This window comes from Rahnella sp. PD4, assembly GCF_049199325.1.
Taxonomy (GTDB): domain Bacteria; phylum Pseudomonadota; class Gammaproteobacteria; order Enterobacterales; family Enterobacteriaceae; genus Rahnella; species Rahnella perminowiae.
The window spans coordinates 155,936-179,067 of sequence record NZ_JBLZQF010000003.1 but is presented as its reverse complement, the minus strand read 5'-3'; the positions used below and the strand labels follow the sequence as shown (position 1 = coordinate 179,067).

At 50.6% G+C, this 23,132-nt stretch carries 22 protein-coding genes; 11 read left to right on the top strand and 11 right to left on the bottom strand.

Annotated elements, in window-relative coordinates:
• Window positions 1-93: 93 nt before the first annotated feature.
• Entirely contained in the window at window positions 94-864 is a 771-nt protein-coding gene (pdhR, locus tag ACOZIO_RS09700) for a pyruvate dehydrogenase complex transcriptional repressor PdhR (RefSeq protein ID WP_013576986.1), read from the bottom strand.
• A 428-nt stretch (window positions 865-1,292) separates the two neighbouring features.
• Here pdhR and aroP point away from each other — a divergent pair, with 428 nt between their 5' ends.
• The 3 genes from aroP to ACOZIO_RS09685 all read left to right on the top strand — a co-directional run bounded on the left by aroP (window position 1,293) and on the right by ACOZIO_RS09685 (window position 5,367).
• Complete coding sequence (gene aroP, locus ACOZIO_RS09695) at window positions 1,293-2,663, top strand: aromatic amino acid transporter AroP (protein WP_129953179.1); 1,371 nt, start codon at window positions 1,293-1,295, stop codon at window positions 2,661-2,663.
• A 294-nt stretch (window positions 2,664-2,957) separates the two neighbouring features.
• The gene (locus ACOZIO_RS09690) at window positions 2,958-4,400 is read left to right on the top strand and encodes an MFS transporter (RefSeq protein ID WP_129991321.1); all 1,443 of its coding nucleotides are present in this window, start codon (window positions 2,958-2,960) and stop codon (window positions 4,398-4,400) included.
• Window positions 4,393-5,367: a family 43 glycosylhydrolase gene (locus ACOZIO_RS09685; protein WP_129953181.1), complete on the top strand. Its 975-nt coding sequence runs from the start codon at window positions 4,393-4,395 to the stop codon at window positions 5,365-5,367. Before ACOZIO_RS09690 ends, ACOZIO_RS09685 begins: the two co-directional genes overlap by 8 nt.
• Before the next feature lie 85 nt (window positions 5,368-5,452).
• Here the strand turns inward: ACOZIO_RS09685 and ampE are convergent, their stop codons facing one another.
• The gene (ampE, locus tag ACOZIO_RS09680; RefSeq protein ID WP_129953182.1) at window positions 5,453-6,307 is read right to left on the bottom strand and encodes a beta-lactamase regulator AmpE; all 855 of its coding nucleotides are present in this window, start codon (window positions 6,305-6,307) and stop codon (window positions 5,453-5,455) included.
• Window positions 6,308-6,366: 59 nt separating this feature from the next.
• The gene (ampD, locus tag ACOZIO_RS09675) at window positions 6,367-6,939 is read right to left on the bottom strand and encodes a 1,6-anhydro-N-acetylmuramyl-L-alanine amidase AmpD (RefSeq protein WP_129991320.1); all 573 of its coding nucleotides are present in this window, start codon (window positions 6,937-6,939) and stop codon (window positions 6,367-6,369) included.
• Between the two features lie 94 nt (window positions 6,940-7,033).
• Here ampD and nadC point away from each other — a divergent pair, with 94 nt between their 5' ends.
• The 4 genes from nadC (at window position 7,034) to hofC (ending at window position 11,378) form a co-directional block, all read left to right on the top strand.
• The gene (gene nadC, locus ACOZIO_RS09670; RefSeq protein WP_129991319.1) at window positions 7,034-7,927 is read left to right on the top strand and encodes a carboxylating nicotinate-nucleotide diphosphorylase; all 894 of its coding nucleotides are present in this window, start codon (window positions 7,034-7,036) and stop codon (window positions 7,925-7,927) included.
• A gap of 291 nt (window positions 7,928-8,218) precedes the next feature.
• On the top strand, window positions 8,219-8,665 hold the full coding sequence (ppdD, locus tag ACOZIO_RS09665; protein WP_129953185.1) for a prepilin peptidase-dependent pilin: 447 nt from the start codon (window positions 8,219-8,221) through the stop codon (window positions 8,663-8,665).
• Window positions 8,665-10,161, top strand: a complete 1,497-nt coding sequence (gene gspE / locus ACOZIO_RS09660; protein ID WP_421595220.1) for a type II secretion system protein GspE — start codon at window positions 8,665-8,667, stop codon at window positions 10,159-10,161. Before ppdD ends, gspE begins: the two co-directional genes overlap by 1 nt.
• Window positions 10,158-11,378, top strand: coding sequence for a protein transport protein HofC (gene hofC, locus ACOZIO_RS09655; RefSeq protein WP_129991317.1), 1,221 nt, complete (start codon window positions 10,158-10,160; stop codon window positions 11,376-11,378). Before gspE ends, hofC begins: the two co-directional genes overlap by 4 nt.
• A 64-nt stretch (window positions 11,379-11,442) precedes the next feature.
• Here hofC and ACOZIO_RS09650 read toward each other — a convergent pair whose 3' ends face one another.
• The gene (locus tag ACOZIO_RS09650; RefSeq protein WP_421595219.1) at window positions 11,443-12,486 is read right to left on the bottom strand and encodes a GMP reductase; all 1,044 of its coding nucleotides are present in this window, start codon (window positions 12,484-12,486) and stop codon (window positions 11,443-11,445) included.
• A gap of 242 nt (window positions 12,487-12,728) precedes the next feature.
• On the opposite strand from ACOZIO_RS09650, the gene coaE reads away from it, so the two are divergent.
• The 3 genes from coaE to yacG are packed head-to-tail and all read left to right on the top strand — an operon-like array spanning window position 12,729 to window position 14,310.
• Window positions 12,729-13,325: a dephospho-CoA kinase gene (gene coaE / locus ACOZIO_RS09645; RefSeq protein ID WP_129991316.1), complete on the top strand. Its 597-nt coding sequence runs from the start codon at window positions 12,729-12,731 to the stop codon at window positions 13,323-13,325.
• 25 nt (window positions 13,326-13,350) lie between these two features.
• Window positions 13,351-14,103: a cell division protein ZapD gene (gene zapD, locus ACOZIO_RS09640; RefSeq protein WP_421595218.1), complete on the top strand. Its 753-nt coding sequence runs from the start codon at window positions 13,351-13,353 to the stop codon at window positions 14,101-14,103.
• A gap of 9 nt (window positions 14,104-14,112) precedes the next feature.
• Window positions 14,113-14,310 carry a DNA gyrase inhibitor YacG gene (gene yacG / locus ACOZIO_RS09635; protein WP_013576999.1) on the top strand — a complete coding sequence of 66 codons (198 nt, stop codon included), beginning with the start codon at window positions 14,113-14,115 and terminating at the stop codon, window positions 14,308-14,310.
• 81 nt (window positions 14,311-14,391) lie between these two features.
• On the opposite strand, the gene mutT is transcribed toward yacG, so the two are convergent.
• From mutT to secM, 3 genes are all read right to left on the bottom strand, one after another.
• Entirely contained in the window at window positions 14,392-14,793 is a 402-nt protein-coding gene (gene mutT, locus ACOZIO_RS09630) for an 8-oxo-dGTP diphosphatase MutT (protein ID WP_129953191.1), read from the bottom strand.
• Window positions 14,794-14,906: 113 nt separating this feature from the next.
• Window positions 14,907-17,624 (bottom strand): preprotein translocase subunit SecA, encoded by a 2,718-nt coding sequence (secA, locus tag ACOZIO_RS09625; protein ID WP_129953192.1) that lies wholly within the window; start codon window positions 17,622-17,624, stop codon window positions 14,907-14,909.
• Between the two features lie 80 nt (window positions 17,625-17,704).
• Complete coding sequence (secM, locus tag ACOZIO_RS09620; protein WP_129953193.1) at window positions 17,705-18,232, bottom strand: secA translation cis-regulator SecM; 528 nt, start codon at window positions 18,230-18,232, stop codon at window positions 17,705-17,707.
• Window positions 18,233-18,258: 26 nt separating this feature from the next.
• On the opposite strand from secM, the gene ACOZIO_RS09615 reads away from it, so the two are divergent.
• Window positions 18,259-18,783: a DUF721 domain-containing protein gene (locus ACOZIO_RS09615; RefSeq protein WP_421595217.1), complete on the top strand. Its 525-nt coding sequence runs from the start codon at window positions 18,259-18,261 to the stop codon at window positions 18,781-18,783.
• A gap of 15 nt (window positions 18,784-18,798) precedes the next feature.
• On the opposite strand, the gene lpxC is transcribed toward ACOZIO_RS09615, so the two are convergent.
• From lpxC to ftsQ, 4 genes are all read right to left on the bottom strand, one after another.
• Entirely contained in the window at window positions 18,799-19,716 is a 918-nt protein-coding gene (lpxC, locus tag ACOZIO_RS09610; protein ID WP_129953195.1) for a UDP-3-O-acyl-N-acetylglucosamine deacetylase, read from the bottom strand.
• Window positions 19,717-19,815: 99 nt separating this feature from the next.
• Window positions 19,816-20,970: a cell division protein FtsZ gene (ftsZ, locus tag ACOZIO_RS09605; RefSeq protein ID WP_013577005.1), complete on the bottom strand. Its 1,155-nt coding sequence runs from the start codon at window positions 20,968-20,970 to the stop codon at window positions 19,816-19,818.
• Between the two features lie 71 nt (window positions 20,971-21,041).
• The gene (gene ftsA / locus ACOZIO_RS09600; protein WP_009634688.1) at window positions 21,042-22,298 is read right to left on the bottom strand and encodes a cell division protein FtsA; all 1,257 of its coding nucleotides are present in this window, start codon (window positions 22,296-22,298) and stop codon (window positions 21,042-21,044) included.
• Window positions 22,295-23,131, bottom strand: coding sequence for a cell division protein FtsQ (gene ftsQ / locus ACOZIO_RS09595; protein ID WP_129991313.1), 837 nt, complete (start codon window positions 23,129-23,131; stop codon window positions 22,295-22,297). Before ftsQ ends, ftsA begins: the two co-directional genes overlap by 4 nt.
• Between the last annotated feature and the right edge of the window lies 1 nt (window position 23,132).

Here is a 23,132-nt window from a genome sequence, read left to right as displayed (position 1 = left end):
CGCGCTTCGCCGCTAAGAGAGCGCACGAAGACAGGCCCGTCATGTAGTTGCCGTGAGCCCTCAAATGAGGGCTCTAAAAATTAACCCTGATGGTTAACTTTCATCTTTTCGTTGCTGGAGTCGTCGTAAAGACCGATCCCGCCGGGTGTGTTCCCTGCTGAGATCCAGCAAAACTTCTTCAATGAACGCCAGGTGACGGTGAGATGCGGCACGCGCTATTTCTGGTTCCCGTGCAACAATCGCCTCGAAAATACTGGCGCGGTGGTTGCTTACTGTCGCCAGCATTTCCCGGCGTGAGTAAAGCAATTCAAAGTTCTGTCGAACATTCTTCTCGAGCATTGGCCCCATACAGCGGACCAGGTGCAGCAGCACCACATTATGGGCTGCTTCTGTTACAGCGACCTGATACTGCATAACCGCATCGGCTTCTGCATCCAGATCTCCGCTGTCTTGTGCGGTCTGAATAACCACATGACAATCGCGAATGCGCTGCAGATCTTCCTCTGTGCCACGAAGCGCCGCGTAATACGCAGCGATCCCTTCAAGGGCATGTCGTGTTTCAAGGAGATCGAATTGTGATTCAGGATGGTCGGCCAGTAACTCGGCCAGCGGATCACTCACGCTTTGCCACAGGTTACTTTGTACGAAAGTGCCACCACCCTGACGGCGCAGGAGTAGCCCCTTCCCTTCCAGGCTTTGGATTGCCTCTCTGAGAGAAGGTCGCGATACATCAAACTGTTTGGCCAGTTCGCGCTCTGGCGGAAGCTTTTCCCCAGGCCTCAAGGTGCCTTCGAGGATCAGAAACTCAAGTTGCTGCTCGATCACATCGGATAACTTAGGCTGTCGGATTTTGCTGTAAGCCATATATGTGCGGTTCTCTGCGAGTAGCGACTCTGTAAGTTGCCGGAGTCAATTGGTAATACCAATTTAAAAAACGTGGCCGTAAAGTAACAAAGTATTCACCTTGTGTCCATATGGCTACCCAGTAAATGCGTCGACCCCGCACATTTTAACAAATTTTTATCATTTATCGTTTTTACGCTGCGTGAGATCTCATTTTAGAGATCCAGAACAAATTTCCGGTCAATTTGATTATTTGTTATGCGGATGGCGCATAAACCCCGTGCAAACTTTTCCGCATAACATTATTCTTGCCCGAACGGTAGATGATCCTGATTTTTAGGCTCAATCCAGCCGTAAATAATTAGATACAAAAAGTGTAATTATCGCCTTACATTCTCTCTAACACACAGAATGTTATGGGTTTTGCCCCTATGACAGAGGACAGGTAAATGGTTGATCAACAACAAGGCGATGAGCTGAAGCGCGGCCTCAAAAACCGTCATATTCAGTTGATTGCATTAGGCGGGGCCGTCGGTACAGGGCTGTTTCTGGGCAGCGCTTCCGTCATTCAGTCCGCGGGGCCGGGGATTATTCTTGGCTACGCCATTGCGGGTTTTATCGCATTCTTAATTATGCGTCAGTTAGGGGAAATGGTTGTTGAGGAGCCGGTTGCAGGCTCATTCAGCCACTTTGCTTACAAATACTGGGGCGGATTTGCCGGGTTTGCTTCCGGCTGGAACTACTGGGTTCTGTATGTTCTGGTTGCGATGGCCGAACTCACTGCCGTCGGTAAATATATCCAATTCTGGTGGCCGGAAATCCCGACATGGGTTTCTGCCGCAGTATTCTTCGTGCTGATCAACGCCATCAATCTTACTAACGTTAAAGTGTTTGGTGAGATGGAGTTCTGGTTTGCGATCATTAAAGTGGTTGCCGTGGTGGCGATGATTCTGTTCGGTGGCTGGTTGCTGTTCAGCGATACGGCAGGCCCGCAGGCAACAGTACGTAACCTTTGGGAGCAAGGCGGTTTCCTGCCTCACGGCATGACCGGGCTTGTGATGATGATGGCGATCATCATGTTTTCCTTTGGTGGCCTGGAACTGGTCGGGATTACTGCTGCTGAAGCGGATAATCCGGAAGTCAGCATCCCTAAAGCGACCAATCAGGTTATCTACCGCATCCTGATTTTCTATGTAGGCTCACTGGCTGTACTGCTTTCGCTGATGCCATGGACCCGTGTCGGACCGGATACCAGCCCGTTTGTGCTGATCTTCCATGACCTGGGAGATGCACTGGTGGCCAACGCCCTGAACGTGGTGATCCTGACAGCCGCGCTGTCGGTTTATAACAGCTGTGTTTACTGTAACAGCCGCATGCTGTTTGGCCTGGCTCAGCAAGGCAACGCACCTAAGGCATTGCTCAATGTCGATAAACGCGGCGTTCCGGTGGCTTCCATCCTCGTTTCTGCTGCCACCACAGCGCTGTGTGTTCTGATCAACTATCTGATGCCGGGTGAGGCGTTTGGCTTGCTGATGGCCCTGGTGGTGTCTGCACTGGTGATTAACTGGGCAATGATCAGCCTTGCGCACATGAAATTCCGTCAGGCGAAACGTCGTGAAGGCGTGGAACCTAAGTTCAAAGCGCTGCTGTATCCGCTGGGTAACTATATCTGCCTGCTGTTTATGGCAGCAATTCTGGTGATCATGGCTATCACGCCAGGCATGGCGATCTCCGTGTGGCTGATCCCTGTGTGGCTGGTGGTGCTGGGCATCGGTTACTGGATCAAAAATCAGCAAAGCGGGAAATCCGTTAACGCTTAAGTTAAATAGTTAAGAGATACCCAAAATAATTCGAGTTGCAGGAAGGCGGCAGGCAAGAGAACCCGATGAACTTACTCTGGTAATTGATTCGGGTGAAAGATCGTAGCCAACGCACCTGCAGCTCGAAGTATGAAGGGTATTTGTTATCTGGGTCACATTTCCTCCCGTATGACTAAAATGTCCATCTTCATGACTCTTACCTCCTGACCACTCTGTCTCACTCCGACCAATACTCTGAGCTATCAAACAGTTTTTTAACAAAATCCTTTTATCCAATAGCCGGAGTGAACATCCATGAAGGAAGGCGCACTGTCGTTTAAAGAGAAAGTAGCGTACGGAATGGGGGATGCGGGCTGCAATATGATTGGCGGCGCCATCATGCTGTTTCTTAATTATTTTTACACCGATGTTTTCGGTTTAGCCCCCGCGCTGGTGGGGATATTGCTGTTGTCGGTGCGTGTTATCGACGCGGTAACCGACCCGATAATGGGGGCGATCGCCGACCGTACCACCACCCGCTGGGGACGTTTCCGCCCGTATTTGTTGTGGGTTTCAGTGCCGTATGTACTGTTCAGCGTGCTGATGTTCACCACACCGGAATGGAGTTACAACAGCAAAGTTATCTATGCCTTTGTCACTTACTTCCTGATGTCACTGACTTACACGGCCATCAACATTCCTTATTGCTCGCTCGGTGGCGTCATTACTGCCGACCCGCATGAGCGTGTTGCCTGTCAGTCTTACCGCTTCTTTATGGTAGGGATCGCGACACTGATCCTCTCTTCCACCTTGCTGCCGATGGCCGACTTTTTCGGTGGCGCAGACAAAGCCAAGGGCTACCAGATGTCGATGGGCGTGATGGCGATCATCGCGCTGTTCATGTTCCTGTTCTGCTTCAGCTCGGTAAAAGAACGGATCCAGCCCGCAGTACCGTCAAAACACGCCTTAAAATCTGACCTTAAGGATGTATGGAAAAACGATCAGTGGGTACGCATCCTGCTGCTGACATTCTGCAACGTGTGCCCGGGCTTCATCCGTATGGCCGCCACCATGTATTACGTTACCTGGGTGATGGAAAAATCCACTTCATTTGCCAGTATGTTTATCAGCCTCGGCGTAGTGGGCATGATGATCGGCAGCGCGCTGGCAAAACCACTGACAGATAAATACTGCAAACTGAAAGTGTTCTTCTGGGCCAACATCATCCTGACCATTTTCTCCTGCGGATTCTATTTCCTCGACCCGCACGCCACGACACTTATTCTGGTGGCGTACTTTATCCTCAACATCATGCACCAACTCCCTTCCCCGCTACACTGGTCGCTGATGGCTGACGTTGACGATTACGGCGAATGGAAAACTGGCAAGCGCGTCACCGGCATCAGCTTCTCCGGTAACCTGTTCTTCCTGAAATGCGGACTGGCGGTAGCAGGCGCGATGGTCGGCTTCCTGCTCTCTGCGTACGGCTACAATGCCAGCGCAACACAGCAAAGCGACCATGCCATTAACGGCATTATGTTGTTATTCACTGTCATTCCGGGCGTGGGTTATTTCATTACCGCCGGTGTTGTACGTCTGCTGAAAGTTGACCGCGAAACCATGCGTACCATTCAGGCAGATCTGGAGATTCGCCGCCGTAATTACCGCGAACTGAATGAATATCATGACGCGAAAAATACACAAGACGCAGAAATAATCAGCGTCCCCCTGACCAGCAAGGAGCTGAAACATGAGTAATTACCCCAACCCGCTGATTGAGCAACGTGCCGATCCACATATCTGGCTGCACAGCGACGGAAACTATTACTTTATCGCATCAGTACCTGAATATGACCGGCTGGAGATCCGCCGCTCGTCAACGCTGACAGGGCTTGCTCAAGCTCCGGCTACCCTCGTCTGGCACAAGCCAGATACCGGCCCGATGAGTGCGCTGATCTGGGCACCGGAGTTGCATTTCATCGACGGACAATGGGTCATTTACTATGCGGCCGCCCCGTCACAAGAAATTGTCGATGGCTTATTCCAGCACAGAATGTATGCGCTGGTTTGTGAGGATGCTGATCCGCTCAGCGGAACCTGGCAGGAGAAAGGTCAGATCCAGACCCCGATTGACAGTTTTTCGCTCGATGCCACTCATTTTGAGCATCAGGGCAAAAGCTATTATCTGTGGGCTCAAAAAGACCCAACAATTCGCGGAAACTCCAATTTGTATCTGGCTGAAATGGAAAACCCGTGGACGCTGAAATCACCGCCCGTCATGCTCAGTAAGCCTGAACTGGACTGGGAAACTATCGGTTTTTGGGTTAACGAAGGGCCGGCCGTGATCAAACATGGTGATAAAATTTTCATCACCTATTCCGCCAGCGCTACCGACGAAAATTACTGTATCGGCCTTCTTACCGCAGATATCAACAGCAACCTGATGGATCCGGCGAGCTGGCATAAATCCCAGCGTCCGGTATTCAGTACTCAGGCGCAGAACCGGCAGTTCGGCCCTGGTCATAACAGCTTCACCCGTAATGAACAGGGCGAAGATGTGCTGGTGTATCACGCCCGCAATTACACCGAAATTGAGGGTGATCCGCTGTACGACCCGAACCGACATACGCGCATTAAAACCTTCCGCTGGGATGAGAATGGCATGCCCGATTTCGGAGAACCCGCCGCCGATAACCGTCCGCTGACGTTACAAAAACAGCACTGACAAAAAGCAAAAAGCCCGGACCATGAAAATGTACCGGGCTTTTTTAATGCGCTAAGCGTCACAAAATAGTGGATGGCAAAATGCGCTAAATCAGGGTGCCATAAATCGTCAGCAGTGCCACAACCACCAGAATGATCATCGTCACTTTACGTGCGAGACTCACGGCCGCACGAGGCGTCTGTACCGGATCAGTATGCGGGTCACGCGCCAGAGAGAACTGCGCCAGCCGTGTTAAGACCTGATATTGTGAGGAATGAATATCGCCTAACGAAGCAAACCAGGCCGGTAAGGCTTTTTCCCCGTGACCAAGCAATGCATAAGCAACGCCAGCCAGACGAACCGGGATCCAGTCGAGAATATGCAGCAGTGCATCCACCCCGGACTGGGAACGTTTCAGTGGTGGCATGTGACGCGCCAGCCAGGTCTGATAACCCCGCAATACGGCATAACCGCCCAACGCTATCGGTCCGTAAGGCCCGCAGACCACGAACCAGAACAACGGCCCGAGATAGTAGCGGTAGTTGATCCAGAGAAGTGCATTTTGCAGCTCTCTCAGACGGGCTTCTTCACTGCAATCTGTTGGCAGCCCATGGATCAAGGCCAGCTCTTCTGCCATTTCCTTACAGGCATCGACATCACCCTGACGGGCTGACTTAAGGTAGGCACGGTAATGCTTGCGCTTGATGCCAGCGCCAATGCACAGCAGGCATAAAATCACCCATAAGATCAGCGTTGGCACACCGAAGAAGAGCCCCTGCACAGCACGCAATACTCCCCCGATTATCACCATCCAGATAATCATGATGGCCAGGGTTTTAGCCAGAGAAGCCTGCCGGCCGCGGCGAAAAATCACCTCAAACCGATGATCCAACTGCCAGTGTTCACCCAGTTTGAATAAGCGTTCCCAAGCCAGCACCAGAAGCAAAGTAAATAACGTCATCGATTGTCACTCTCTCTTAATACATTACCCATGTAAAACAGATACCGAAGCCCGGTTAATTACCGGTCAGAAAGATCATTCTGCCCTACCGGCAACGCTAGCAGCTTGCGATAAAATGCCCAGTCGAATTCAGGGCCGGGATCGGTCTTACGCCCGGGAGCAATATCACTGTGTCCGGTAATGGCATCGGGACTGATAGGATAATGCTTAATTAACAACTCAGTAACAGAAGCCAGACTGCGATATTGTGCATCAGTAAAGGGTTGAAAATCAGTCCCTTCCAGCTCAATACCAATCGAAAAGTCATTACAGCGCTCACGCCCCCGCCAGCTAGATATACCGGCATGCCAGGCACGTTTATCAAACGGAACATATTGCACAATCTCGCCATCACGACGAATTAAACAATGCGCAGCAACGCGTAAATGGCTGATCCCTTCAAAATAAGGATCATCCAGTGGATTCAGCGTGCCGGTAAACAATTGATCAATATAAGGACCGCCAAATTTTCCAGGCGGCAAACTGATGTTATGGATCACCAGCAATGAGGGTATTTCATCTTCAGGACGGAGATCAAAATGGGGAGAAACGACCTGCCGGGCTTCAGTAATCCAGCCTTGTTTTAAGTGCATCAAAGACCTCAATGATGTGCTCGGGTGGTACTTATCACAGCAACAGGGTAGCATGTTTTTTTCTCCTTCTTATCCGCCATTTCGGAGTATTTGTATGTCTACCCGCAGCTACAGCCCTGAAAGTCGCCGCGCACAGTTACTCGAACGTATCCAGAATGATATTCCTTCTCTTGTTACTCAGGCTCTCGGTGAAGATCTGGGGGGCGAAGTCAATGCCAACAATGACTTAACAGCTCAGCTGTTGCCGCAAGATAAACAGGCTAACGCCACCATTATTACCCGCGAAGCTGGCATTTTCTGCGGTCAGGGCTGGTTGGACGAAGTCTTTACCCAACTGGCTGGCGATAAAATCACCGTCAGATGGCATGTTAAAGACGGCGATAACGTATCTGAAAACCAGACTTTATGTGAACTCTCAGGTTCCGCGCGCATGCTGCTGACCGGTGAACGTACCGCACTGAATTTTGTGCAGACCTTGTCCGGCGTGGCAACTGAGGTGAATCACTATGTGAAAATCCTTGAGGGCACCAAAACTCAGTTGCTCGATACCCGCAAAACCTTACCCGGCCTGCGTACAGCGCTGAAATATGCCGTGTTATGTGGCGGCGGAAGCAATCACCGCCTTGGTCTGGCTGATGCGTTTCTGATTAAGGAAAACCACATCATTGCCTGCGGCTCCATCAAAGCGGCCGTAGAGCGTGCCTTATGGATCCACGCGGAGGTGCCCGTTGAAGTAGAAGTCGAATCCATCGATGAACTTCAGCAGGCGTTGGATGCAGGTGCTGATATTATTATGTTGGATAATTTCACCGTGCCGATGATGCGCGAAGGCGTTATTCTGACCGCAGGCCGTGCGTTGCTTGAAGTGTCCGGTAACGTGACGGCAACAACGCTACGCGAATTCGCGGAAACCGGCGTGGATTACATTTCTGTCGGTGCGCTGACCAAGCATGTCAGAGCCATGGATCTTTCCATGCGCTTCAGCTAATCATTTCGCTGTTGCCCCCGGATTCCTTTTCAGGGGCAACACGACGTCTTTCGCTCTATTTCATCTTGCCGTACTACCCTCACATTCTCTCCTTCTGACCACCATCACTTTTTTCATTTCATCTTTGTTGTTGCGAGTCTTCGCGCAAAAATTTTGACTGCCTTGCTGGCAGACATATTTATCCTGGAAGATATCGTGGAAAAGCCAGAAATGGCACTGGAGTCAGGTTTTTTCTCCGTTTAATTTGCTGCCTGAGAAACGACAACGCAGCCTTACGAAACGGAGAACGTCATGAACCGGCAACAAGGATTTACCCTCATTGAACTGATGGTGGTGATCGCGATTATTGCGATCCTCAGTGCCATCGGCATACCCGCGTACCAGAGCTATATCCAGAAAGCAGCCATGACAGACATGCTGCAAACCATGGTGCCCTACAAAACCGGTGTCGAACTGTGCGTCATAGATACGGGGGCGCTGACAAATTGCAACGCCGGTAGTCAGGGCATTCCGGCAACGACCACCAGTCGCTATGTCAGCCAGATCCAGGTTAATTCCGGTGTAATTTCACTGACCGGTCAGCAGGCACTGGATGGCCTCAGTGTTGTGATGACGCCGGTTCCGGATAACCAGGCGGGAGGTATTACATGGAGCAGAATCTGCAACAATGCCGGTAATACCTCGATGGTTGAAGCTTGCGAAAGCATTTTCCGCTTTGACACCACAGGAGCGCCATAATGAGCGATACCCCCCTGCGCCCAGAGTCTCCATCCATTAACGACCGCCTGCAAAGTGAAGCGTCACTTGAAGCATTGTGTCAGCGCTACAAAGCCGTTGTGTTGCATCGCGACCACCAGTTGCTTCATGTTGCATGCCATGAAACAGAGGCAGATTCTGAGGCGTTAAGTCAGGTACTGCGCTTTGCCACCGGCTTAAAAGTGCAACTTGAACGCTGGCCACAAACGCGGCTGGAACAAGCTATGGAGCAAGGCAGTTCAGAAATAAAGGAAAATATCGCTGCAGAAAAACCGTTATCGCCCGCAGAAACGGATGAAAGCAATGAGCTGAATAATCAGAGTGATGCGCCAGTCATTAACATCCTCAATCAGATACTCAGACTGGCAATCACCCGCAGGGCATCTGATATACATTTTGAGCCCTACGAGCACAGTTTCCGGGTTCGTATGCGAATTGACGGAGTATTGCAGGAAGTGCCCGGTCCTGAATTTTCGATGGCAGCCGGGGTATGCGCGCGACTGAAGATTATGGGGCAGCTGAATGTGGCTGAACGACGGCTGCCACAAGATGGCCAGCTCTCAGTCATGCTGCAAAAGCAGAGATACTCCATGAGAGTATCTTCCCTGCCGACCCTGCACGGAGAGAAAATCGTGCTGCGCATTCTGCACATGACTCAGCAGGATCTCTCTATGTCGCAACTGGGTTTTACGCCACGAGACCTGGACTTTTTCAAAACCGCACTGAAGCATCCACAAGGTTTAATTCTGGTCACCGGCCCGACAGGCAGTGGAAAAACGGTAACGCTTTACAGCGGCCTTCGTCACCTGAATGCCATCTCCCGCAATATTTGCAGCGTGGAAGATCCGATTGAGATCCCGGTCAGTGGCATCAATCAGACGCAGATTAACAGCAAAACAGATCTTAGTTTTGCCAGCGTCCTGCGTGCCTTATTACGTCAGGATCCTGATGTCATTATGGTTGGCGAAATCAGAGACAAAGAAACAGCCGAAATCGCCGTAAAGGCGGCGCAAACCGGGCATCTGGTCCTCTCAACCCTCCACACTAATTCTACCTGCGAAACACTGACCCGCCTCCGACAGATGGGGATTGAAGGTTTCCATATTGCCGCCAGTTTGCGTCTTGTGATTGCCCAGCGACTGGTACGAAAATTGTGCCCGCATTGCCGCAAACCGCACATGTCGCTGGTTGAAAAAAATGCTGATGGCATAAGCGGCCACATACCTTTATGGCTGCCTGCAGGATGCCATCAATGCTTTTCAGGCTATTACGGGCGTACCGGTATTTATGAAACGCTGAACATAACCCCCATGCTACAGCAGGCACTGGTGGCAGAGGCCAATGTGCATGAGCTGAGTAAAATTGCCCGGGAACAAGGGCAAAAGACATTGCATGAGGCCGGTATGTTGCTGGTCGAACAGGGGATCACCTCACTTGAAGAACTATATCGTGTTACCGGTGAGGGGGAAGGGGCATGAAAACTGAGGGTGACACACCTCATTCCTGGCGACTCTATCGCTGGCAGGCTATCGACACACAGGGAAGTATTCAGCAAGATCACTGTATTGAGCTGGATAAGGCCAGAATTTATCCGCAGCTTTTTGCGGCCGGTTTGCAACCCCTTAAAATCACTATGAAACAACGACTGGGAAAGCGTTTCTGGAAAAATCAGGAACGTGTTGCGTTCATCAGGCAACTTGCAACGCTGCTACAAGCCGGGTTACCACTGGTGAATGGCCTGACCTTGCTGGCCAATGAACACCCGAAACCCGCGTGGCATTGTGTATTGTTAAATATCGCGAAAGGCGTTCGCGAAGGAAAACCGTTATCGGTCACACTGAATTATTATCCGGATGTTTTTCCAGATATTTACAGGCAGATAATTTCTATTGGTGAACTCACGGGACAACTGGACAAATGCTGTCTGCAACTGGCCGCTCAACAGGAACAACAGGCTGAACTAAGAAGCAAAGTGAAAAAAGCACTGCGGTATCCTCTGATTGTCAGCCTGATCGCGATAGTGGTCACGTTGCTCATGCTGACTTTAGTGTTGCCTGAGTTTGCCAAAATTTATGCTTCTTTTGATGCCGAACTCCCCTGGTTTACACGCATGCTGGTCGTTGCTTCTGATGCCATCCTTAACAGCGGCCCCTGGCTGGCGGGTATTTTGTCGCTTTTGTGTTTCGGCTACTGGCAGAAATTGCACCCGCTTAAGCATTGGAAACTACGCGAGCAGATGTTACTGCTCAGGCTACCTCTGACATCACGCCTGGTGACAGACAGTTGCCTCAGCCAGATATTTCAAACGCTGGCAATGACACAGCAGGCTGGAATGACGTTAATTGCCGGGCTCACAGCAGCATCTGCATCAATGTCTAATCTGCATTTTCAGGCTGCACTGAACCACATACGCGAGCACATCATGCAAGGAACGCCGCTGCATAAAGCTTTTGTCCAGTCGCCACTGTTCCCGACCTTATGTCATCAGCTGATAAAAATCGGTGAAGAATCAGGAGCGCTGGATGAGTTATTGCTGAAACTCGCACATCTGCATCGTGACAAAGCTAACTCGCTTGCGGACTCATTGGCACAAATGATTGAACCAATACTCATGGCTGTAATGGGAGTGATTGTTGGTGGACTGGTGATTGCGATGTATCTGCCCATTTTCCAACTGGGTTCGGTGATGGGGTAAACAGAGAGGTAAAAAACGGTGAAATAGCGGCGAAACATGTTTCGCCGCTATGACTGAATCGGGCTTATTTACTGCCAAACAGACGATTTTCCTGTTCCGCGACACGGATAAAGGTTGTTCGCTTGGTCAGTTCTTTCAGACGCTCTGCACCGACATAAGTACAGGCAGAACGCAATCCACCGAGAATGTCACGCACGGTGTTTTCAACCGGGCCACGCAAAGGCAATTTGACTGTTTTACCTTCTGCTGCGCGGTATTCAGCAACACCACCAACGTGGCGTTTCATGGCAGACTCTGAACTCATGCCATAGAAGAGCATGAATTTTTCGCCATTCTCTTCAACGACGGTGCCTTCACATTCATCATGCGCAGCCAGCATGCCGCCAAGCATGACATAATCAGCACCGCCACCGAACGCTTTTGCCACATCGCCAGGAACAGCACAACCGCCATCGCTGACAATCTGCCCGCCCAGACCATGAGCAGCGTCAGCACATTCGATAACAGCGGAAAGCTGCGGATATCCCACACCGGTTTTTACGCGAGTCGTACATACCGACCCCGGACCGATGCCGACTTTTACGATGTCCGCGCCAGAGAGAATAAGCTCCTCCACCATTTCACCGGTCACCACGTTGCCCGCGCAAATGACTTTATCCGGGCAGGCTTCGCGTACACGTCGCAGGAAATCTACAAAGTGCTCAGAATAACCGTTAGCAACATCCAGACAAACAAACTTCAGCAGAGGCGATAAAGCAAGAATTTGCAGGGTCTTAACGAAATCAGCTTCTGACGTCCCGGTTGATACCATGACATTACGCAGCACGGATTCATCGGAGGACGTCACGAAAGCCTGCCACTGTTCTACGGTATAATGTTTGTGTACAGCCGTAAGCAGACCAAAAGACGCCAGTACGGTCGCCATGCGGAATGTGCCAACAGTGTCCATGTTCGCGGCAATAATCGGGGTGCCGGACCAGTTGAAACCTGAGTGTTTAAAAGTGAATGTGCGCTCCAGTTCAACTTCGGAACGACTTTTGAGGGTAGAACGTTTTGGGCGGATGAGTACGTCTTTAAAACCTAACTTCAAATCTTCTTCAATGCGCATGGCGTGTGAGTCCTGGTTTGGCGACGGGTCGCTAGGGTGCACGGCAAATTTTTACACACCCTTTCCAGTGGTTTTATCATACACAGGAAAATGACAACGGCAAGATGGCTTTTACAACCTCCATCACAGACTTTTGATTGTGCAGATTAATAATTTTTCTCATCAAAACCGGGAACACCACGGCTTGCACTTACTCATAATCTCTTTATCATTTACCTAACGAATTTTATCAGAGCACCAATATGAGCTATATCGTTGCATTGACCGGAGGTATCGGTAGTGGCAAAAGTACCGTTTCCGCAAGCTTCGCACACCACGGCGTAAGCATTGTCGATGCAGATGAGATTGCCCGTCAGGTTGTTGCACCCGGTGAACCCGCGCTGGAAGAACTGCGTCAGCGATTTGGTGAAAGTATTATTTCCGCTGATGGCTCACTGAAACGCCCGGCGCTTCGTGAGCGAATTTTCAGCAATGCTGATGAAAAAGAATGGGTTAATAAATTATTACACCCCATTATTCATGCCAGAACACAATATTTGATTGCTGAGGCGCAGACGCCGTACGTACTCTGGGTCGTACCGCTGCTGATTGAAAATGGATTACAGACGCAAGCGAACCGCGTTCTGGTCGTGGATGTAGAACCCCATATTCAGCTTTCCCGGACGATGTCGCGCGATGGTATCAGCCGCCAGCAGGCTGAAAGTATTATTGCTGCGCAGATCAGCCGTGAAAAACGTCTGGCCTGCGCAGATGACATTATTGATAACAGCGGTGATCCGAAATTAATTGAACCGCGTGTTGCCCAATTACATCACCGCTACCTGCAACTTGCGGTGTGAGTAAACAGACAGGATATTGCCAAGCATGACTGATGTAGCTGCAACCGTTCTCTTTGAACATCCACTGAATGAGAAAATGCGTACCTGGCTTCGCATCGAGTTTTTATTGCAACAGATGCATTCCAACGCACAACTCACTGATATCGCCTCTGCTCTGCTATTTTTTCGCACCGCTGCAGATTTATTGGATGTGCTGGAACGTGGTGAAGTCCGCACCGATTTACTGAAAGAGCTTGAACGCCAGCAGCAAAAATTGTCTCAATGGAAAGATGTCCCGGGCGTTGATTTAGTAAGGATCGAAGGACTGCGCGCTGAGCTTAAGCAATGCGCATCGGTATTAATGAAAGCTCCACGCATAGGTCAAGCCCTGAAGGAGGATCGTCTGGTCGCGCTGGTTCGCCAACGTCTGAGTATCCCGGGCGGGTGCTGCAGCTTTGATTTGCCGACACTGCATATCTGGCTTCATCTGGCACAGTCACAACGTGATCGTGAAGTGCAAAACTGGCTCGAAACTCTGGCTCCGCTGAATAATTCGCTGATGATGGTACTGGATCTGATCCGTCAGTCTGGCGCGTTTCGTAATCAAATCAGTTTGAATGGATTTTTCCAGGACAACGCGGAAGGCGCAGATCTGTTACGATTACAGCTCTCGATGGAAAACCAGCTTTATCCGCAAGTATCCGGGCATAAAACCCGTTATGCCATTCGCTTTTTACCCCTCGACAGTGAACATGGCGTGGTTCCCGCGCGACTGAATTTTGAACTTGCCTGCTGCTAGGAGTTGCAAATGGACCCTGAAATTATTGAAGTAAATTGCCCGACCTGTCAGAAAATCGTGGTTTGGGGTGAACAAAGCCCTTACCGCCCTTTTTGTTCCAAGCGTTGTCAGCTCATTGATCTCGGCGAATGGGCCGATGAAGAGAAACGCATTCCAAGTAAGGGGGATGTGAATGATCTGGATGACTGGAGTGAAGAAGAGATTTAATCCGTACAGCGTATAAAAAGGAGCTCCGGCCCCTTTTTTATACGCTTTCGAATTGTGTATGCCATTGAATTCAAATCGCAATCAGTACTGATTATTCTTGAGGGCGGTAACAATCCCTTCATTGGCGGGAGGAAACTCCTCCTCTTTCAAGCCGGCCTGCGCAACCCAGCGCTTCGGCTGCCCTTCTTTGCCATACGGCTCGCCCTGCCAGTCTTCTACCAGAAAAAAATAGAGCGTAATAATACGATCCGGAAACCGGTGCTCCAACGTTTTCAGCAACACAGGAGATTTAGCATCTATGCCGACCTCTTCCTGTAACTCGCGAATAACGGCCTGTTCCGGTGTTTCGCCCGCTTCAATCTTACCGCCCGGAAACTCCCAGAACCCGGCCATATGTGATGATGCATCGCGCTGAGTGATAAAGATTTCTTTGCTGGCATTCCGGATAATGCCTGCTGCGATATTAAGTTGTTTAAGCGCCACAGTTCCACCTATCCGCTGACTACATTGACTGTTGTTATGAGGACTATTTAGCCAAAAATAAAGGCGGCAATTAAGCCGCCTTCAAGATTAACACGATGACTTAGCCGGAGATGTTACTTTTGCAGACGGCCATGACATTGTTTGTATTTTTTACCGGAACCACACGGGCAGAGATCGTTACGGCCTACTTTGCGATCTCCGGAAGAAGCAAGTCGCGCTGCCTCAGCCACTTCGATTTCCTGCTGATCCTGATGGCTAAGCTGCTGCTGACGAGCCAGACGCTCAGCTTCTTCACGGCGCTGAATCTCCATCGCTTCCACTTCTTCAGGCATACGCACCTGGACTTTGCTTAGTACGCTGACCACTTCATATTTCAGGGATTCGAGCATGGCAGCAAACATCGCGAAGGATTCGCGTTTGTATTCCTGCTTAGGATCCTTCTGCGCATAGCCGCGTAAATGGATGCCCTGACGCAGGTAATCCATCGCCGCCAGGTGCTCTTTCCACAGTGAGTCCAGTGTCTGCAACATCACGCCTTTCTCGAAGTTACGCATCATTTCAGCGCCAACCACTTCTTCTTTACGGGCGTAAGATTCTTTCGCGATCTCCATGATACGTTCGCGCAGGGTTTCTTCGTGCAGTTCCGGCTCTTTATCCAGCCATTCAGAAATCGGCATTTCCAGCTCGAAATCATTCTTAAGGCGCTCTTCCAGACCTTTTACATCCCACATTTCTTCAAGGGATTGTGGCGGAATGTAACTGTCGATAGTGGCTTTGAATACATCTTCACGGATGCTGGCGATGGTTTCGCTCACATCAGACACGTCCAGTAATTCGTTACGCTGGCTATAGATCGCACGACGCTGATCACTTGCCACATCATCGTATTCCAGCAATTGCTTACGAATATCGAAGTTACGGCTTTCAACTTTACGCTGAGCGTTAGCAATGGCTTTAGTGACCCATGGATGTTCAATCGCTTCGCCCGGTTTCATACCCAGTTTACGCATCATGCCTGACACGCGGTCGGAGGCGAAGATACGCATCAGGGCATCTTCCATAGACAGATAGAAACGGGATGAACCGGCGTCACCCTGACGACCCGCACGGCCGCGCAACTGGTTATCAATACGACGGGATTCATGACGCTCAGTACCAATAATGTGTAAACCACCTGCAGCCAGAACGGCGTCATGACGGATCTGCCATGCGGCTTTAATTTCAGCGATTTTCTCATCCGTTGCTTCTTCGCCCAGGTTTTCGACTTCAACCTGCCAGCTGCCGCCCAGCACGATATCTGTACCACGACCGGCCATATTGGTGGCGATGGTGACTGCACCTGGCTGACCCGCCTGAGCAACAATGTCTGCTTCTTTGGCATGGAACTTGGCGTTAAGGACGCTATGCGCAATGCCCGCCTTGGTCAGTTCGTTGGAAACAACTTCTGATTTTTCAATGGAAATAGTACCAACCAGAACAGGCTGACCTTTGGCAGTACACTGGCGGATATCTTCGATAATCGCGCCAATTTTTTCCATTTCGGTCATGTACACCAGGTCGGCCATATCTTTACGCACCATAGGGCGGTTCGTTGGCACAACAATGGTATCCAGTTTATAAATAGAGCTGAATTCGAACGCTTCGGTATCCGCAGTACCGGTCATGCCGGCCAGTTTTTCATACAGACGGAAGTAGTTCTGGAAGGTGATGGATGCCAGCGTCTGGTTTTCGTTTTGAATTTCAACGCCTTCTTTGGCTTCAACTGCCTGATGCAGACCGTCTGACCAGCGACGGCCTTGCATGGTACGACCGGTATGTTCGTCGACGATAATGACCTCGCCGTCTTTCACGATGTAATCAACATCGCGGGTAAACAGCACGTGCGCGCGTAATGCCGCCGTGACGTGGTGCATCAGCATGATATTAGTCGGGGAATACAGAGATTCGCCTTCATCCATAATGCCTGCATCTACCAACATTTCTTCGATCAAGACCAGGCCACGCTCGGTCAGGTGAACCTGGCGCGCTTTCTCATCAACAGAAAAATGTCCTTCACCCTGGAAGGTATCTGAATCTTCTTTTTCCTGACGGATCAGTTTAGGGATCAGTTTATCTACCCGCGTATACATTTCTGAGCTGTCTTCGGCCGGGCCGGAGATAATCAGCGGGGTACGTGCTTCATCAATCAGGATGGAGTCAACCTCATCCACCAGCGCATAGTGCAGTTTGCGTTGTACACGTTCTTCAGGGCTGAATGCCATATTGTCGCGCAGGTAGTCAAAGCCGTATTCGTTGTTTGTACCGTAGGTGATGTCTGCAGCATAAGCAGCACGCTTCGCCGGAGAAGGCATACCTGGCAAGTTGATGCCGATGCTCAGGCCAAGGAATTCAAACAGCGGACGGTTATTTTCGGCGTCACGCTGTGCCAGATAATCATTGACGGTAACGACGTGAACGCCCTTGCCACTCAATGCGTTCAGGTAAGCTGGCAGGGTTGCGGTCAGCGTTTTACCTTCACCGGTACGCATTTCTGCGATGCAACGCTCGTTCAGCACCATACCGCCCAGCAGCTGCACATCGAAGTGACGCATACCGAATACACGTTTACTGGATTCACGTACAACCGCAAAGGCTTCCGGGATCAGGTTTTCCAGTACTTCACCTTTCGCCAGGCGCTCACGGAATTCGTTGGTTTTCGCCTGCAGTTGCTCATCGGTCAGCTTTTGGATTTCAGGTTCCATGCGGTTGATCAGGTCAACCACTTTACGCATACGGCGCAAAGTACGGTCGTTACGGCTACCAAAAACTTTGGTCAATAATTTGATTAACATAGTGCTTAATATCTCTTGGAGGCCACGCAATGTAGCCAATAATTTGTTGATTTATAAATAGAGTTTAGAATTACAGTCTGTTAAATCAGAGGGGACGGACCGGCACGAATGCCTTGCACCTGTGCTAACCACAGGCCGGTTTGATACGATGAAGCAAGAGGGAGAAAAGGTTGCTGCGTCTGACGGATGATAACCGGAGGTTTTGGCTCATGGGTCAGTAAAGCATTCAGGGTCACCAGCAACGCGAGCTGCTGAACATGCAGCGGTTCAGCTTCCTGCATTTCTGCTTCCGGCTGCGCGACGGTGTAAACGACCTGCGGTGCCAAAGCAAAAGAAAGATGACGGATGACCGTGCGTAATGCATGCTGTTGCCAGTAATCTACACCGAAAGACGGGCGGCGATTCGCCTGGAGTAACGCAAGATTACTCAGCCCTGTGCTGGCGATAGTAAGACGGTTTAGGCTTGAGGATGTATTGGGAGCCGCTGGCAGTTCCGTTTGCGACAGGTTAGTGGACACGCCAAGGCTTGCCGCGACCATCCCCAACAGGAGATGCGGCCAAAAATACCTTCTGCCAAATTGTCGCCAACGATTTAGAATGCCAATCACAAGTTTACAATCCGCCGGAGCCCATCATGCGCGATAGTCGCCCACAATTATTAGATATCCTGTTCGATGACGCCTCTTCGACTGAACAAAGCCCGCTGCGTATTGTTCAACAGCGTGCGGCGGCATTATTGAAACTCAACCGCGCAGTGAAAGGCCTGTTACCGACACCCATGCAACCCTGGTGTCGTGTCGGTAATTATCGACAGGGAGTTTTAGTACTTGAAATAGCTAATGCCAGCTGGATGATGCGATTACGCTATGAACAACCCGCATTACTCTCTGCACTTCGAGCGCAAATTCTACCATCATTGTCATCAATCGACATCAGGATTAATCCTTCGCTCATGGCGAAAATGGAAAATGCTTCGCAGATTGCGGTTAAAAATAAAGCGAACGCGTCAGAATCTATGCCTGTCAGGCATTTGAGTGCACAAAGTGCAGAGGAATTAAGGGGACTTGCGAGACGGAGCCCGGAGAAACTCAGAAAGGCTTTAGAACGACTGGCTGAATTGGCCGGAGAGAGTGCCAAACCAACCAGTCGTAATAAGTAATACCAAAAGTACCGATTACGCCAATACTGTAGACGGTGCTTTAAAAGCCAGTGGCATTTCAGCTTCATCCTGGAACGTGACTAATTCCCAGGCTTCCTGCTTAGCCAGTACCGCTTGCAATAACTTGTTGTTCAAGGCGTGGCCAGATTTGTAGGCGGTAAACGCACCAATAATGTTATGCCCACACATGAACAAGTCACCGATAGCATCCAGCATTTTGTGACGAACGAATTCATCTTCAAAACGCAGGCCATCTTCATTAAGCACACGGTAATCATCTACAACAATTGCGCAATCAAAGCTGCCACCCAGGCACAAACCGCGTGACTGCAGGTACTCGATATCACGCATGAAACCGAAAGTACGTGCCCGGCTGATTTGGCGAACAAATGCTTCTGCGGAGAAGTTCATCTTGTAGCGCTGAGAACTGGAATCAATCGCCGGGTGATTGAAGTCGATGGTGAAGTCCAGAGAGAAACCATTAAAGGGTTTGAACTCAGCCCACTTATCACCGTCTTCAACACGCACAGTATCTTTGATGCGCAAGAATTTCTTCGCGCTGTTCAGTTCTTCAATCCCTGCATCCATCAACAGATAGACGAAAGGTGCGGCACTACCGTCCATAATAGGCACTTCCGGCGCGTCGACTTCGATAATAATGTTATCGATGCCCAGGCCTGCTAATGCCGCATTAAGGTGTTCTACCGTAGAAATGCGTACGTCATGCTCATTAACCAGGCAAGTACAGAGCATGGTATCACGCACGGATTTTGCATCTGCCGGGAAATCAACCGGTGGATTCAAGTCAGTGCGACGATAGATGACCCCGGTATTTGCCGGTGCAGGACGCAGAGTCAGGGTGACTTTCTTGCCGGTATGCAAACCGACGCCCGTCGCCTGAACGATACGTTTTAATGTACGTTGTTTGATCATCGTTTTTATCTCGCAATGTTTATCCATCCAACCGACCTAAGCATACCTTAAGGTCGGCGGGACAGTTTAGCACAAAGAGCGGAGATCCTACAATTCGGACTAGTCTGCCTGCTTACGCAGGAAGGCCGGGATGTCCAGATAGTCGGGCTCTTTATTGGATTGCGCACTTTGATCATTCACCACTTTAGCAGCAGGTTTCGTTTCCTGCGGCAACGGAGACATACCGTGCTGCTGGTAACGATGATCCATCACGGGCTGGCTGGCTGGCTTGTTAGTCACCAAAGTGATCTCAGGGCGTTTGTCCATGCCGATACCGGTTGCAACCACGGTCACACGCAACTCGTCGTTCATTTCCGGATCAAGAGACGTACCGATAACCACGGTTGCGTTATCTGATGCGAAAGCACGAATGGTGTTACCCACGGTTTCGAATTCATCCAGACGCAGGTCGAAGCCAGCAGTAATGTTGACCAGAACGCCGCGCGCGCCGGACAAGTCGATGTCTTCCAACAGCGGGCTGGAGATCGCCATTTCTGCCGCTTCTTCAGCACGGTCTTCACCGCATGCCACACCAGAACCCATCATGGCATAACCCATTTCGGACATGACGGTGCGCACGTCGGCGAAGTCGACGTTCATCAAACCCGGACGGGTGATCAGCTCAGCGATACCCTGCACCGCACCTTTCAGCACGTCGTTGGCCGCACCGAAGGCGTCCAGCAGAGAGATACCGCGACCCAGAACTTTTAACAGCTTGTCGTTCGGGATAGTGATCAGAGAATCCACATGTTTGGACAATTCAGCGATACCCTGCTCCGCAAATGCCATGCGTTTTTTGCCTTCAAAGTTGAAAGGCTTAGTCACCACAGCAACGGTCAGAATACCTAAATCTTTTGCTACTTCAGCCACCACAGGCGCTGCACCGGTACCGGTACCGCCACCCATGCCCGCTGCGATAAAGACCATATCAGCACCTTCAAGCGCAGCGCGCAGAGCTTCACGATCTTCTTCTGCAGAATTGCGACCCACTTCCGGGTTCGCACCAGCACCCAGACCTTTGGTAATACCACTACCGATCTGAATAGTCTGTCCTACTGCCGTTTTACGTAACGCCTGGGCGTCTGTATTAACGGCAAAGAATTCAACACCTTCGATGCGCTCACGCACCATGTGTTCGACAGCGTTGCCACCGCCACCGCCGACGCCGATGACTTTAATCACCGCGTCATTGGTCAGTTCCATAGGTTCAAACATAGTTTCTCTCCGTTTTGTGCCTGTCGCTTCGGGATCAAAAAGCTTAACAGCATGATCCCGTTGTTAAAACATTAAAACTCTTTTCTCAGCCAGCTGTTGATTCGTTTGAACCAGTTGCCCACTGAGGCGCGTTTTTCCACTTCGGCCTCACCGCTCAGGTGAGACTCCTTCCCGTAGTGCAGCAGCCCTACAGCCGTTGAGTAGTAAGGTTCCTGCGCATAATCTGTCAGCCCGGTGATGTTCAAAGGTTGCCCGATGCGCACCTGGGTATGAAATACCCGCTGCGCACAAGCTGCCAGACCATCAATTTGTGCTGCACCGCCTGTGAGTACAATGCCAGCGGCCAGATGATGTTTTACGCCTTGCTGACGTAACTGCTCCTGCAATTGCAAAATTTCGTCGTTCACTAAATTCAGCAATTCTGTGTAACGAGGCTCGATAACTTCAGCCAGTGTCTGACGCTGCAGACTGCGTGGTGGACGTCCACCGACGCTCGGCACTTCGACATTTTCGTCTTTGCCGACAATCGATCCTAATGCACAACCGTGGCGAACTTTGATCGCTTCGGCATCGGTCGGCGGCGTTCCAAACGCATAAGCGATGTCGCTGGTGACCACGTTCCCTGCATACGGGATGACCTTAGTATGACGTAGTGCGCCGCCGGTATAAACCGCGATATCCATGGTTCCACCACCAATATCAACGACACAAACCCCTAATTCACGCTCATCTTCGGTCAGTACCGCATAACTGGCGGCCAGACCGGCAAAAATCAGCTGGTCAACTTTTAAGCCACAGCGTTCAACCGCCTTCACAATGTTCTTTGCCATATCGTTATGGCAGGTAATCAGGTGGACTTTAGCCTGCATACGCACGCCGGAAAGACCGACCGGATTTTTAATCCCTTCCTGATAATCAATGGCATATTCCTGAGGGATCACATGCAGAACCCGATGCTCATCCCGCACGCGGACTGATTTAGCGGTATGCACCACATTCTCTACATCTTCCTGCGTGACTTCCTCTTCTGAAATAGGAACCATCCCTATTTCATTCTGACAGCTGATATGTTTACCAGACAAAGCAAGGTAAACAGAGGAAATCTGGCAATCCGCCATCAGTTCAGCCTGATCGATGGCGCGCTGTACGCACTTCACCACCGATTCCAGATCATTCACGCCACCCTTGTCCATGCCCCGGGACGGGCAACTGCCCACACCGATAATATTGACCATGCCATCGGGCAGAACCTCCCCCACCAATGCGGCTACTTTTGCCGTACCGATCTCCAGCCCAACTACCAGTTTTCTGTCCGTCGACTTGATCATTGTTGTTTAGCCTGTGCCTGATTCTGTTGCTGATTACTGTTTTGCTGGTCAATAAACTCTGGAGCCCAACCCACCGATGCACCGCTGTCATAACGTAAATCGACATAAGTGATGCGTTTTTTATCGGCTTGTGCCTGTTGCTGGAATCGCGGGTAAAGCTCGATAAAACGTTGTAAACGCCCCATCCGGTCATCTCTCCCCAATTCCAGCCGGACGTCATTATCCAGAGTTAACTGCCACGAGTGACGCGCACTCATTGCTACCGCTTTCAACGTGAACTTACCGGCGGCCAGCGCCTGACTCATCGTTTGAAAGCCCTGCAAAACATCCTGTTCGCTGCCTTCCGGACCGTAAAGCAACGGCATTTTTTGTTTGACCACACGCTCAGCGGGTATGCTGAAAGATTTGCCATCGGCATCAACCATATGCAGATCATTCCAGTGTGCGACCGGCACATACTCCACGAGGTGTATCTTGAGTTCATTCGGCCATTGCTTACGTACGCTGACCTGTTTTATCCAGGGTAAACGCTCAATCTGCTGCTGAATGACGTTTACATCCTGCGTCATGAACGTTCCCGGTGCCCCTAAGGACAGAATCGCCTGACGAATATCATCATTGGTCGTATAATGCCGCTCGCCGGTGACGACTAACTGGGATAACGGCAATCGGTTTGCATCCTGCATCCAGCCGACAACGGCCCACGCACTCCATAAAATCGTTCCTACCACCAGCAGCAGAAACACGATCCCTGCCAGCTGGCCACCGTTACTGCGACGGCCGTTGCTCTCAGCCGTCTCACGCTCTCGGGTATTCAGGGCGGCTTGCGACATA